The following is a 13,281-nucleotide window of genomic DNA, read 5'->3' on the forward strand; positions in this document are numbered from 1 at the left end:
GCGGGGTTTCGAGACGCGTCCGACTCCGTCGGGGGCTCCTCAACCGGTTTCAGGACGCCAGTTCGCGCGTCTGCGGGCCGTGTGCGAAGGTGCGCCGGTACGCGGTCGGCGTGGTCTGCAGAGTACGAACGAAGTGGTGCCGCATCACCGACGCGGTGCCGAAACCGGTCCGCTGCGCGATGTACTCCAGCGAGTCATCCGTCTGCTCCAGCAATTGCTGCGCCCGGATGGTGCGCTGCCGATTCAGCCACGCCGCCGGCGTCGTGCCCATGTCGGCACGGAACCGACGGGCGAAGGTGCGGCTCGACATCAGCGCCTTGCGGGCCAAGTCATCGACGGTGAGGTCCTCGTCAAGGTGCTCGAGCGCCCAGTCGGCGACCAGCGCCAGCGAGTCGTCGGTGCACTCAGCGATCGGCGAGGCGATGAACTGGGACTGCCCGCCATCGCGCTGCGGGGGCACCACCATCCGACGCGCGATCACGTTCGCGGCGGCCGCGCCGAGTTCCTTGCGCACGAGGTGCAGGCAGGCGTCGATGCCTGCCGCGGTGCCGGCGCCGGTGATCACGTTGCCGTCCTCGACGAACAGCACATCCGGATCGACGGTCACCTCGGGGTACTGGTCGGCGAGCCGGTCGGCATACATCCAGTGAGTGGTCGCACGGCGACCATCGAGAACGCCCGCCTCGGCCAGCACGAAGGCGCCCGAGCAGACGCTCAGCACCCAGGCTCCGCGCGATTGTGCGTCCCGGATGACCTGCAGGAAGCGCTCGTCGACCGGCGCGCGTTCGCCGTCTCGGTAGATCGAGTGCGCCGGCACTGCAATCAGGTCCGCGTCGGCCGCGGCATCCAACCCGCTGGTGATGAGCATGTCGTAGCCCAAGCTGGTGCGCACCGGACCGGGATCCGCGGTGGCGATGGTGAAGTCGAACTGGGGGCCATCCATCTCGGAGCGGTCGATGCCGAACACTTCGCAGACGGTTCCGAACTCGAAGGGCGCGACGCCCGGGAGGGCGAGCAAAACGACCTTGTTCAACATGGCGGGCTCCTTGGCAGGAAATTGTCGATGTATGGCAAGACTGCCACTCGTGGCTGAAAATCGCAAGACCTAGATTTACTGCCATGTTCGTTCTAACCGTTTTCCTTGTTCTACTTGCTGCACTCGCCGTCTGGGGCATAGCCGCCTCGGCCTGGCAACTTCCGCGCGACGGCTACCGGCAGATTCCGATGCACGATCCGACTGACTGGACCAGCGGGGCATCCCCGGTGATCCGCTGACCTCTTCCCCATTCCCAGACCCCGCGACGCCAACCGCGTCGAGGGGTCTTGTTATGTCCCGTCACGGTTGCGGACACCGAAGTGCGAGCCTGTGACGCGGATTTACCCATCAAGGGTGAAACTGCCTCGCCAGCCGCTAACGTGGCGGTGTGAACTGGCTGGTTACCGGCGGGGCCGGGTACATCGGAGCTCACGTTGTGCGCGCCCTGCAGGATGCCGGGCTCGGCGCCGTCGTGATCGACGACCTGTCGAGTGGACGCGAAGAGTTCGTTCCAAGCGAGACGCCGTTCGTGCGCGGCTCAATCCTTGACAGCAATCTGCTCGATCGGGTCATCGATGACTACGACGTGCGCGGAGTTATCCACGTCGCGGGCTTCAAGTACGCCGGCGTCAGCGTGCAGCAGCCGCTGCGCACGTACGCCCAGAACGTCACCGGAACTGCAACGCTTCTCGCGGCAATGCAGGCGGCGGATGTTGACGCCATCGTCTTCTCGTCGAGCGCGGCTGTCTACGGCACGCCCGATGTCGACCTGGTCACTGAGAGCACGCCCAAGCGTCCGAAGTCCCCATACGGGGAGTCCAAGCTCATCTGTGAGTGGATGCTTCAGGATCAGGAAGTCGCCACAGGGTTGCGCCACACGTCGTTGCGGTATTTCAACGTTGTCGGGTCAGGCACGCCCGAGGTTTACGACAGCAGCCCGCACAACCTGTTCCCGCTGGTTTTCGATGCGCTGCTTGCCGAATGCAGCCCGCTGATCCACGGCGACGACTACGCGACTCCCGACGGCACCTGCGTCCGCGACTACCTGCACGTCGCTGACCTGGCCCGTGCCCACGTCGCCGCGGCCAAGCGGCTGATGGCGGGGGAGCCGATCGAACCGGTGTACAACCTCGGCAGCGGCGATGGCGTCTCGGTGCGGGAGATCATGTCCGCGGTGGCGGAGGTCACCGGCATCCGGTTCGAGCCCGAGATCGGGCCGCGCCGTCCTGGTGATCCGGCGCGGATCGTGGCGAACGGCGATCTGGCAGCCCGGGATCTGGACTGGCGGATGCGCCACTCCTTGCACGAGATGGTGGCAACTGCGTGGCAGGCACGCCGTCATGGAACGTCTCACTCGTAACGAAAAGGTCGAGCGGCGGGGCGGCGATATCCCATTCGGGGGACGACAGATCGTGCGTAACGCGATCACCGGCGCGCCGCAACTCTCGTTGTCCGGTTGAGGGTTCTAAGATTTGCGACTTGACGTGGAGGTAACTACAACGGTGTAATTATCCCTAGCGCGTTACCACGACGCGTTGGAGGGGAGACCGGGACATGCCGAGCGGATACCGCAACTCAGTTCCTGATGACTGGTTCGTCGACCCCGTCCGGCTGGGGGTGCCGGGGGTTAGAACCGCTGTAGATGATGACAATCCGCTGGCCTGGCAGTCTGACGCGTTGTGCGCGCAGACCGACCCGGAAGCGTTCTTCCCCGAGAAGGGCGGTTCGACTCGCGATGCGAAGAAGATCTGCTCGACTTGCGAAGTTCGTTCCGAGTGCCTCGAGTACGCGCTCTCGAATGACGAGCGCTTCGGGATCTGGGGCGGCCTGTCCGAGCGGGAGCGCCGCAAGCTGCGCAAGCGCGCGGTGTAGACGCCGTCACACGCAACACAGCACGCGGCATCCGTGCCGCTAGTCTTTCGGCTCCGCGCTGGTGAAACTTCACCGGCGCGGAGCCGTTCTAGTGGCGCGCGGTTTCGAGACGCGTCACTCGCTTCGCTCGCGGCGCTCCTCAACCACCGGGTGGGGCGGTAGAGACCTTTTCCGGCGAGTGCTGCCCCGCATTTGTTTGACGCCGCTTAGGCTCGTAGCCAAATGCATCCGAGAGTCACAGCGATCCTGGTCGCCCGCGACGGGGCTAAGTACCTGAACCGCACGATCGAGGCTCTCGCCCGCCAGACCCGCCAGCCGGACCGGCTGATCGGGGTCGACGCTGGCTCCCGGGACGACTCCGGCGCGGTGCTCGGCACCGCCCGTCCGAGCCAGATCGTCCGCGTCGACGGCCAGCCAACCTTCGGCAAGGCGATCGCCCACGCCGTGCACGCCGCGCAACCGGCCGAGACCCAGAACGAGTGGCTGTGGCTGCTCGCCCATGACAACGCACCCGACCCGCACGCCCTCGAGCGGCTGCTCGGCGCGGTGGAGATCGCTCCGACCGTCGCGGTCGCCGGCCCGAAACTGATGCGCTCCGACGACCCGTCGGTGATCGCGGCCTACGGGGAGACGCTCACCCGTTTCGGGGCATCCGTGATCCTCGTCGAGAACGAACTCGACCAGGCGCAGCACGATGCGACCAGCGACGTGATGGGCGTCGGCGCGAGCGGCATGCTCGTGCGACGCAGCGTCTGGACCGAACTCGGCGGATTCGACCCCGGACTGCCCACCGTGGACGCTGCGCTGGACTTCTCGATCCGAGCCCGCCTGGCCGGTCACCGCGTCGTCGGCGTGCCGGATGCCCGCGTCGCCAGCGCCGGCGGACCGGAGTTGTTCGGCCGGGAGACCGTCTCCGGCGCCACCACCCGTCGGATCGCCCGCTCCGCGCAACTGCATCGCCGACTGGTCTACGCCTCCGCCGCGGCCGTGCCATTGCACTGGCTCACCCTGGTCCCGCTCGCCATCCTGCGATCGCTCTGGCACCTGGTCGCCAAACGGCCCGGCGCAATCCCGGGGGAGTTCCACGCCGCGTTCCAGACCGCGTTCGGCGGCAGCCGCGTCATCGGCGCGCGTCGCAACCTCGGCCGCACCCGACGGTTCGGCTGGGCGGCCATCGCCCCGCTGCGGATGCCGTGGGAGCAACTCCGCGAGCATCGAGCGCACGAACGCGCCGTCTCTGCGGGCCCGGCGGTCGAGACCGTGCCTCGAGAACGTCCCGACTTCTTCACCGGTGGCGGCGCCTGGGTCGTGTTGCTCGCCGCGCTCGTCGGCGGCATCGCGTTCAGTCCGTTCGCGTCGGCCTCGGCGCTCGCCGGCGGGGGACTGCTGCCGCTCAGCGACTCGGTCGCCGAACTCTGGGCGAACGCCGCCCTCGGCTGGCGCGACATCGGCACCGGCGGCCTCGGCGCCGCCGACCCGTTCGCCGCGGTGCTCGCCGTGCTCGGCAGCATCACCTTCTGGTCGCCGACGCTGTCGATCGTCGGCCTGTACCTGATCGCCCTGCCGCTCGCCGCGCTCGGTGCCTGGTGGTGCGTCGCCTGGTTCTCGGAGCGGTCCTGGGCGCCGAACGTGGCCGGCCTGCTCTGGGCCTTCGCGCCACCGTTCCTCACCGCACTGAACGACGGCCGACTCGGTGCCGTCATCGCGCACCTGTTGCTGCCGTGGCTGGTGCTCTGCACAGTCCGCGCGGTGCGCTCGTGGGGCGCCGCGGCATCCGCAGCCCTGCTCTTCGCGGCCGTCACCGCGGCGGCGCCCGCCCTCGCGCCTGCCCTGCTGCTGCTCTGGATCATCGGCATGGTCGTGCGTCCGAAGCAGATTCACCGGCTGGCGCTCATCCCGATCCCCGCGCTCGCGCTGTTCGCGCCGCTCGTCTGGGACCAGGTGCGGCGCGGCAACCCACTCGGGCTGCTCGCCGACCCGGGACTGCCTGCCGGCTTCACGCCCGCCTCAGGTTGGCAGCTCTCGCTCGGCGCACCGGAACTCGGCCTGCATGGCTGGACCAGCGTCGCCGCCGCGATCGGCCTCGAAGACAGCCCCGCGGCCGCCGTGCTCGTGGCGGTCCTGCTGGTTCCCCTCGCGGCATTGGCGCTGGCGGCGCTGTTCCTGCGCGGCTGGCTGTCCGCCATCGCGGCTCTCGCGGTCGGCCTGCTCGGCTTCGTCACCGCGGTGGCCGCAGCGCACATCGAGGTGTCGGTGCTCGAAGCCGGCACCACCGCGATCTGGCCGGGCTCCGCGCTCAGCCTCTACTGGCTCGGCGTCACCGGCGCCGCCGCGATCACGGTCAGCGCCCTCGGCCGGTTCGTCGCCGCCCCAGCGCTGGTCACCGTGATCGCGTCGATGGCTGTGGTCGCGCCGCTGCTGGTCGCCCCGCTCACCGGAACCAGCGCCGTGCAGCCAAGCAACGGACGGATGCTTCCCGCCTACGTCACCGCGGAGGCCAAAGCCGCCCCCGACCGCGGCACCCTCGTGCTGCGGCCGACCCCCGACGGGGGCTTCGCGGCCGAGATCCAGCGCGGCGCCGGGACCACCCTCGACGAGCAGTGGACCGTCGCCGCGACCAGCACCGAGATCACCGAGGCCGAACGGCAGGTCGCCGAACTCGCCGCGAACCTGGTCCGGCCAAGCGGCTATGACCCGGTGCCCGCGCTCACCGAACTGGGCATCGGCTTCATCGTGCTCGGCGACGCCGAACCCGGTGCAGCGGCGCAGGCCCGACGGCTGGCCGCGCAGACGCTGGATTCGAACAGCACGTTTGTCGCCGTCGGCGAGACCACCACCGGAATGCTCTGGCGCTACCCGGGCTTGGAACCGACGCCGCTCGAGCGGGTCGAACCGGCCCCTTGGCAACCGTGGGTCATCGGCATCCAGCTCGCCGTGTTCGCGCTCACCCTGCTGCTGGCGATGCCGACCGGTCGGCGCCACCGCCGGTCCCGGCGCACCGCCTCGGAGCTGACCGCCCCAGCCGACACGTTCGATCCCGAGGACGCCCATGTCTGATCCCACTGACCGCCCCGGGAACCGGCCCGCGCCGATCCCCGAGTATCCCGAGGGTCCCCAGAACGTCGACTTCTCGGAGTTCTCCGACGAGTCCGGCCGCCGCGCCAAGCCGCAGGCGCTCGCCGTGCGCATCACGGTCGGCGTGATCGGCGTCGCGGTCGCGGGGGCCACGATCGCCGCGGCCGCTCTGCTGCCGCTCCCACAGTTGCGTGCCACGCCAGCCGCGGTGTCGGTCACCCCGGTGTCCACCGAGCAGCAGTTGGTGTGCGCCGGTCCGCTGCTGCGGCTCGGCGATGCGCAGGGTCAGGATGCCTCGAACGCGTCAGCCATCGGCAGCGAACAGCTCCAGGTCGGCGGCGACGTGACCGAAAGTTCGATCGCCTCCAGCGACGCGACCGATAGCGCTCCGACCGTGCTCACCGCTCCCGCGGGCCTTGATGCCGCCGCCGTTTCGGGGGCGCAATCGCAGACGTTGAGTGGGGAGGGCCTCGGGGGCTTCGCGGCGACCGCGTGCACGGAACCGACCAGCGACACCTGGCTGGTCGCCGGATCCAACGGGGTCGGCCGCACTTCGATCCTCACGCTCAGCAACGCCAGCGAGGTGTCGTCGACCGTGAACCTGGCGCTGTACGGCGCCAACGGTGAGGTGCAGGCGCCAGGCGCGACCGGCATCGTCGTTCCCGCGGGTGGTCAGCGGGTGTTCCCACTGGCCGGACTGATGCCCGGCGAGCAGTCCCCGGTGGTGCGGGTCACCAGCCGCGGCGGTGCCGTCACCGCGAACCTGCAGCAGGTGACCGAGCGCGGGCTCGAGGCAGGCGGAGTCGACGTCGTCGGCGGGACTGCGAGCCCGTCCGACCGATTGCTGATCCCCGGTGTGGTCATCACCAACGGGGCCGCGACCCTCGAGAACCTCAGCCGCGAGGGCTTCGCCGATCTGCAGACCACGCTGCGCATCTTCACCCCGGGCGAGGCATCCGCCACGGTACGGGTCGGGATCACGCGCGACTCCGGCGACCCGACCGGACAGTCGTTCGAAGTCGACCTGCAGGCCGGCGCGGTCAGCGAACTGCCGATCGACAACCTCGCCGACGGCACCTACACGGTGTCGGTCCTGTCCTCGGTGCCCGTCGTCGCGGGGGTGCGCGCCTCTACCGTCGGCACCGACACCGCCGACTTCGCCTGGCACAACGCCGCGCCGCAGCTGGATGACGAGGTGCTGTTCAGCGCCGCAGCGGGCGACGCTCCGACCCTGTTCGTCACGAACCCGAGCGACACCGAGGTGACCGTGACCCTGGCCGCGGATGCCGGCAGTGACCGGCCGATCACGGTTCCCGCCGGCGGTACTGCCAGCGCGTCGCTCACCGCGGCCACCAGTTACCGGCTGAGCGGAGCGGATGGACTGCACGCCGCGGTCTCCTACAGCGGCGATGGAGTGCTGGCGAGTCATGCGGTGCCAGTGCCGCGCGCGGCATCCGAACCGGTCACGATCTACCCGTAGGGGCCCACCTTCTTCTTCCCGAAACTCCTCCCTTCTCGGCGAGACGCTTTTCGTTTCGACGGACTCTTTCGCAGATCAGCATGAAATGGAGGAGTTTCTGCGCGCGGATGCCAGAACTTCCGTCATCCCGGATGCCATACACCTCGCCAGAATTTCGAGGGCAAAAACGGAGGGTCATCGCCGTGGAATGACGCAAGACCAGCCGGTGCGTGGCACGGTTGCATGGCCTCTACGCACTCAAGCAAGCTTGCCGCCGGGACTTTTGTCGCAGCAACCGTAAGGTGTTCGCATGACTTACGCCGCGGCCTCCGACCGCTACGACCAGATGGAGTACCGGCACACCGGACGCAGCGGGCTCAAGCTGCCGGCCCTGTCGCTCGGCCTTTGGCAGAACTTCGGCGATGACAAGCCGGGCGGGGTGCAGCGCGCAATCCTGCGCCGGGCCTTCGACCGCGGCGTGACGCACTTCGACCTGGCCAACAATTACGGTCCGCCGTACGGCCAGGCCGAGATCAACTTCGGGCAGGCGCTGCGCACCGACTTCGCGCCGTACCGTGACGAGCTGATCATCTCGACCAAGGCCGGCTGGGACATGTGGCCGGGACCGTACGGGCAGGGCGGCGGCTCGCGCAAGTACGTGCTGTCGAGCCTCGACCAGTCGCTGCAGCGGCTCGGACTCGACTACGTCGACATCTTCTACAGTCACCGGTTCGACCCGGACACTCCGATCGAAGAGACCATGATGGCGCTCGATCAGGCGGTGCGCTCCGGACGCGCGCTGTACGTCGGCATCTCGTCGTATTCGGCGGCGAAGACCCGCGAGGCGGCGACCATCGCCCGCGAGCTGGGCACGCCGCTGCTGATTCACCAGCCGTCGTACTCAATGCTGAACCGTTGGATCGAGCCCGACCTGCTCGACGAGCTGGCGACGCAGGGCATGGGATGCATCGTCTTCACCGCGCTCGCGCAGGGACTGCTGACCGGCAAGTACCTGACCGGCGTGCCCACCGACTCGCGCGGATCGCGGCCCGGGACTCTCAAGCCGGAACACCTCGACGAGGCCATCCTCGAGCGGGTGCGTGGACTGAACGAGATCGCCGCCGCACGCGGTCAACAGCTCGCTCAGTTGGCGTTGCAGTGGGCGCTGCGGGATCCGCGGGTGACCTCCGCGGTGATCGGCGCGTCGTCGGTGGAACAGCTCGACATGAACCTGGATGCGCTGAACGGTCCGGAACTGTCGACGGACGAACTGGCGGCGATCGACCGGTTCGCGGTCGACTCCAGCATCAACCTGTGGGCGGAGCAGACCGCGGACTAGGTGCGATCCGCAGATCGAGGCTGAACCCCTTCCAGCCGAGGTTCTGCCCTGCGGTGGTGCTGGAGCGTTGGCGCGAGCCCGTGAGGGATCGCCCCAGCGAGCGTATCGTTCTGCGTAGTTCCAAGGAGCGCGTCCCATGAATACTCCGTCCACCCTCGTCGCTGACCGCTACCGGCTGGTTGCGATGCTGGGTGCGGGCGGTATGGGGGTCGTCTGGCACGCCTGGGACGAGCGCCTGCATCGTGATGTGGCGCTCAAGATGCTGCGCACGGGGCCGGAACTGACTGACACCGAACGCCAACTGGCGACCGATCGGGCGATGCGCGAGGCGCGGATCACTGCGGGGCTTCATCATCCGCACGCAGTTACCGTGTTCGACGTCGTCGAGCACGAAGGCCAGCCGTGCATCGTCATGGAGCTCATTGAGTCGACGCCGCTGTCGACCCTGCTGCAAGAGCACGGCACGCTAACCCCGTCCGAGACGGCGCGGGTCGGGGCGCAGGTCAGCTCTGCCCTGGCTGCGGCCCACAAGCTGCGGATCGTGCATCGGGATGTCAAGCCGGGGAACATCCTCATCACTGAGGACGGCTCCGCGATGATCAGCGACTTCGGCATTTCCCACGCACTCGGGGATGCGTCGATCACCGCGACCGGAATGATTCACGGCACTCCCGCCTACCTCGCGCCCGAGGTTGCGCGGGGGCTGCCGACGAGCTTCGCATCCGACGTGTTCTCGCTCGGGTCAACCCTCTACGCGATGGTGGAGGGGGACCCGCCGTTCGGTTCGGACAAGAACGCGATCGCCTTGCTGCACAAGGTCGCGGGCGGCGGGTATCCGCCGCCGGAGCACGCCGGCCCGCTTGCGCCGCTGCTGCTGGAGATGCTGGCGAAGCATCCCAAGCTACGGCCGAGCATGGCGTCGATCAGCCAGTCGCTTTCGGCGTTGCATGACGAGACCCGAATCGCGGCCGCGCCGGCGGCCCACCCGGTGGTGCCCGACCTATCAGGTGAGGACCCCGCTCCGGAACGCACCGAGGATGTGGCGACCAAACCCATCGAGCGACACCCGCCCACTGCAACCGTTCCGCTGCACGATGCCGAGGAAGCAGCGACTAAGCCCTTGGCTGAACCCGCCGCCCGCCACCCCGTGACGGCGGAGCCAAGTTTCGGGCACGTCCCGCCGCCGAAAAGTGTGGCGGCGCCCGAGGGCCGGATCAGGCGGCGTCGTCGCGCGAGTGTGATCGCCAGCATCCTGGTTCTGGTCGCTGCTGCCCTCGCCTTCGGCGCAATCCTGCTTGCCAATCCGCTTCGGCCGGGCGCTGACGACGCTGCCGAACCCGGGACCGGCAGTCCGACCGCACCGTCGGTCACCGAGACACCGGATTCCGAGGCCGCTCCGCCCACGCCCGCGCCCGAGACGCCAGCGCCGCCTGAGCAAAGCACCCCGCCTACGAGTGCGCCGCCGCCGACGGAGGCACCGGAGCCGGAGACGCCCGAGCAGCAAGCCGTGGACACAGTCGCCGGTTACTACGCGATGCTCCCAGGCGATCTCGACAGCGCATGGCCACTGATGACCGCCGACTACCAGGAGAATCACGCCGGCGGTCGGGGCGCCTACGAGGCCTTCTGGGACGACATCGCCGACGTCGAGGTCGCCGATGTCAGGGCTTCGGCACCAGATCGGGCGCAGGCGACGCTCACGTACTACTTCCGCGATGGGCGAGTCGTGCGGGAGGTGACGGCGTACCGGTTGGAGGACGAGGGCGGCGCGCTCAAGATCGCGGCGACCGAGGTGCTCAGCAGCACGCAGCTCGAATAGGCGAGAAGGGGAGCGGCGCCTAGAAGTGCATGAAGCGGCCGGGGGCCAGCTCCCACGGGTCGCGGCCAATCCACTCGGCGACCGCCCGGAAGACACAGCTCTCGATGACCGCGCGCCGGTGCCACTCGTCGTTGCGGTGGAGCTTGGTCATCCGCTGGATCGGCAGCCGGTACAGGATGATCCTGCTGCCGCGGCGGTCGACGGTCCAGCGGTCCACCCCGTCGGGGTTGGACAGGTTCGACGGAAGCGCCGCCACCTCGAACCGCACCTTGGCCAGGTCGTCGGGCCAGACATCCTTCAAATACTCCGCGGTGGACGCGACGACCTCATCGAAAAAGTCCATACGGGTGTTCAACGGCGGCAGGTAGGGGCCGGTGACCGAGGAACGCACCCCGCGATGCCGCTCGCGGGCACGGGCGCGGGCAGGCGCCTGGCGACGAGTTCGGGGCATGTCAACCAGCCTATCCGTCACAGGTGGGCAATAGGCTTGAGCAACGATGAGTGCCCGAGTCTGCAGCAAGGTGGCGTGCCGTGATGAGGCCGTCGCCACTCTGACCTACGACTACGCGGACTCGATGGTCGTCCTCGGACCCCTGAGCCTGCAGGCGGAGCCGCACACCTACGACCTCTGCGTGCGGCACGCGGAGCGTCTCTCGGCTCCCAAGGGCTGGCAAGTTGTCCGGCACGTGCTGCTCGGTGAGATAGGTTTCGGGGTGTGAGCACGCCCGATCTGAGCCAGTTTGTCAAGACCTACGACGTACGAGGACTGGTTGGCAGCCAACTCACCGACGAGGTCATCGAGGCCTTCGGCGCCGGGTTCGTCGACGAAGTCGGCGCCAACGGCTCCGAAGTGCTTGTCGGACACGACATGCGTGACTCGTCCCCGGGTTTCGCCGCCGCCTTCGCCCGTGGCGCGCAGGCCCGCGGCGCGACGGTGATCAACATCGGCCTGTGCTCCACCGATGAGAGCTACTTCGGCTCGGGCACCTTCAACGTTCCGGCCGCGATGTTCACCGCGAGCCACAACCCGGCCACTTACAACGGCATCAAGTTCTCCCGCGCCGGCGCGCAGGGCATCAGCCTCGACACCGGACTCGCCGGCATCCGCGACCGCGCCGCCGCCTACCTGGCAGACGGCATCCAGACGGTCGACCAGCCCGGTGGACTCGTCGAACGCGACCTGCTCGCCGACTACGCCGGCTACCTCCGCTCGCTCGTCGGACTCGGCAGCATCCGCCCGATCCGAATCGTCGTCGACGCCGGTAACGGCATGGGCGGAATGACGGTTCCGGCGGTGCTGTCGGATGCCGCCGGCCTGCCGAAGCTGCCGGTCGAAGTGATCCCGCTCTACTTCGAGCTGGACGGCAGCTTCCCGAACCACGAAGCCAACCCGCTGGACCCGGCGAACCTGGTCGACCTGCAGAAGGCCGTCATCGAACATGGCGCCGACCTCGGCCTGGCCTTTGACGGCGACGCCGACCGTTGCTTCGTGATCGATGAGAAGGGCCAGCCGGTCACCCCGTCCGCGGTGGCGGCGATCGTTGCCCTCCGGGAGATCAACCGGGTGCGTGCGTCCGGCGAGAGCGGCGATATCTACGTCATCCACAACCTGATCACCTCGCTGATCGTCCCCGAGACGATCGAGCAGGCCGGCGCGATCCCGGTGCGCACCCGCGTCGGGCACTCCCTGATCAAGGACGAAATGCATGCCACCGGCGCTATCTTCGGCGGCGAGCACAGTGCGCACTACTACTTCCGCGACTTCTGGGGTGCCGACAACGGCATGCTCGCGGCGATGCACCTGATCGCCGAGTTCGGACATCAGGATGCCCCGATGTCCGAGTTCACTGCCGCGTACGACCCGTACTTCGCCAGCGGCGAGATTAACTCGACCGTGACGGACGTTCCCGCCGCCTACACCCGCATCGTCGAGGAGTTCCACGATTCGGAATTCGACGAGCTCGACGGGCTCACCGTCTCGGGCGCGGGGGACACCTTCTGGTGGTTCAACGTGCGCCCTTCGAACACCGAGCCGCTGCTGCGCCTGAACGTTGAAGCGGGCACCCGCGGCGAAATGGAACGTCTGCGCGACCGCGTGCTCGCCCTGATCCGCGCCTAGCGTCATTCGTCGATGGCGCACCTTTCTGCCGATGGCGCATGCCGAAACCACCGCCATCGGCAGAAAACTGCGCCACCGCGTGCTCGGGGTTGAGGAGCGCGTGCCTACATTCCCGGCAGTTCCAGCCCCTCGAACACCTCAATGGTGCTCCCCGGCATCAGCAGGTGCGGGTGGCCTTTGAGTAACTCGACCACCTGGTCGGCGCTGTCCGCCTGCATGATCGAGTAGCCGGCGGCTTTGCTCGACGATGGCGATGTGCCGTCCGCGGTGACCACCTGGCCGGTGGCGAGCGGGGTGCCGAGGTCGACGAGCGCGTCGCCGGCCCGGTCCGCCCATTCCATCCAGAGCCGCATGCCCTCGTTCGCCTGCTCCGAGTCGTTCGATTCCATCTGCGCTTCTGCCGACTGCTCAGCGTTGTAGAGCACGAGGTACTTGGGCATCATTGCCTCCGAAGTTCGGTGCCCCGCTGGTGGCGGAGCCTCAGCTCAGGTGTACCACCCGGCACTCACCGACGGAATGGGTCAGGCCTGCGGCATCCGGGACCGTAACCGTCAGCCCCACC

12 protein-coding genes are annotated in these 13,281 nt (G+C 68.4%); 9 read left to right on the top strand and 3 right to left on the bottom strand.

Annotated features, from left to right (window positions below):
- Nucleotides 1-49 precede the first annotated feature (49 nt).
- On the bottom strand, nt 50-1,036 hold the full coding sequence (locus GO591_RS02485) for a GlxA family transcriptional regulator (RefSeq protein WP_157155360.1): 987 nt from the start codon (nt 1,034-1,036) through the stop codon (nt 50-52).
- Nucleotides 1,037-1,119: 83 nt separating this feature from the next.
- Between GO591_RS02485 and GO591_RS15740 the strand changes: the two genes are divergently transcribed.
- The 7 genes from GO591_RS15740 (at nt 1,120) to GO591_RS02515 (ending at nt 10,600) form a co-directional block, all read left to right on the top strand.
- Nucleotides 1,120-1,275, top strand: a complete 156-nt coding sequence (locus tag GO591_RS15740) for a hypothetical protein (protein WP_198295531.1) — start codon at nt 1,120-1,122, stop codon at nt 1,273-1,275.
- A gap of 149 nt (nt 1,276-1,424) precedes the next feature.
- Nucleotides 1,425-2,396, top strand: a complete 972-nt coding sequence (galE, locus tag GO591_RS02490) for a UDP-glucose 4-epimerase GalE (protein WP_157155361.1) — start codon at nt 1,425-1,427, stop codon at nt 2,394-2,396.
- 194 nt (nt 2,397-2,590) lie between these two features.
- Nucleotides 2,591-2,908, top strand: a complete 318-nt coding sequence (locus tag GO591_RS02495; protein ID WP_157155362.1) for a WhiB family transcriptional regulator — start codon at nt 2,591-2,593, stop codon at nt 2,906-2,908.
- 222 nt (nt 2,909-3,130) lie between these two features.
- Nucleotides 3,131-5,965: a glycosyltransferase gene (locus GO591_RS02500; RefSeq protein ID WP_157155363.1), complete on the top strand. Its 2,835-nt coding sequence runs from the start codon at nt 3,131-3,133 to the stop codon at nt 5,963-5,965.
- A complete protein-coding gene (locus tag GO591_RS02505) occupies nt 5,958-7,463 on the top strand; it encodes a DUF5719 family protein (RefSeq protein ID WP_157155364.1) in 1,506 nt (501 codons plus the stop codon). Before GO591_RS02500 ends, GO591_RS02505 begins: the two co-directional genes overlap by 8 nt.
- A 289-nt stretch (nt 7,464-7,752) precedes the next feature.
- Nucleotides 7,753-8,781 (top strand): L-glyceraldehyde 3-phosphate reductase, encoded by a 1,029-nt coding sequence (gene mgrA, locus GO591_RS02510; RefSeq protein WP_157155365.1) that lies wholly within the window; start codon nt 7,753-7,755, stop codon nt 8,779-8,781.
- A gap of 136 nt (nt 8,782-8,917) precedes the next feature.
- On the top strand, nt 8,918-10,600 hold the full coding sequence (locus GO591_RS02515; RefSeq protein WP_157155366.1) for a serine/threonine-protein kinase: 1,683 nt from the start codon (nt 8,918-8,920) through the stop codon (nt 10,598-10,600).
- 19 nt (nt 10,601-10,619) lie between these two features.
- Here GO591_RS02515 and GO591_RS02520 read toward each other — a convergent pair whose 3' ends face one another.
- Complete coding sequence (locus GO591_RS02520) at nt 10,620-11,051, bottom strand: metallopeptidase family protein (protein ID WP_157155367.1); 432 nt, start codon at nt 11,049-11,051, stop codon at nt 10,620-10,622.
- A gap of 46 nt (nt 11,052-11,097) precedes the next feature.
- Here GO591_RS02520 and GO591_RS02525 point away from each other — a divergent pair, with 46 nt between their 5' ends.
- Nucleotides 11,098-11,319 carry a DUF3499 family protein gene (locus tag GO591_RS02525; RefSeq protein WP_157155368.1) on the top strand — a complete coding sequence of 74 codons (222 nt, stop codon included), beginning with the start codon at nt 11,098-11,100 and terminating at the stop codon, nt 11,317-11,319.
- Nucleotides 11,316-12,719: a phosphomannomutase/phosphoglucomutase gene (locus GO591_RS02530; RefSeq protein WP_157155369.1), complete on the top strand. Its 1,404-nt coding sequence runs from the start codon at nt 11,316-11,318 to the stop codon at nt 12,717-12,719. The genes GO591_RS02525 and GO591_RS02530 overlap by 4 nt, the downstream gene beginning before the upstream one ends.
- A gap of 104 nt (nt 12,720-12,823) precedes the next feature.
- On the opposite strand, the gene GO591_RS02535 is transcribed toward GO591_RS02530, so the two are convergent.
- The gene (locus tag GO591_RS02535) at nt 12,824-13,159 is read right to left on the bottom strand and encodes a YciI family protein (protein WP_157155370.1); all 336 of its coding nucleotides are present in this window, start codon (nt 13,157-13,159) and stop codon (nt 12,824-12,826) included.
- Nucleotides 13,160-13,281 lie beyond the last annotated feature (122 nt).

Origin of the sequence: Diaminobutyricimonas sp. LJ205 (genome assembly GCF_009755725.1) — a bacterium.
In the GTDB taxonomy this organism is placed as follows: Bacteria; Actinomycetota; Actinomycetes; order Actinomycetales; family Microbacteriaceae; genus Ruicaihuangia.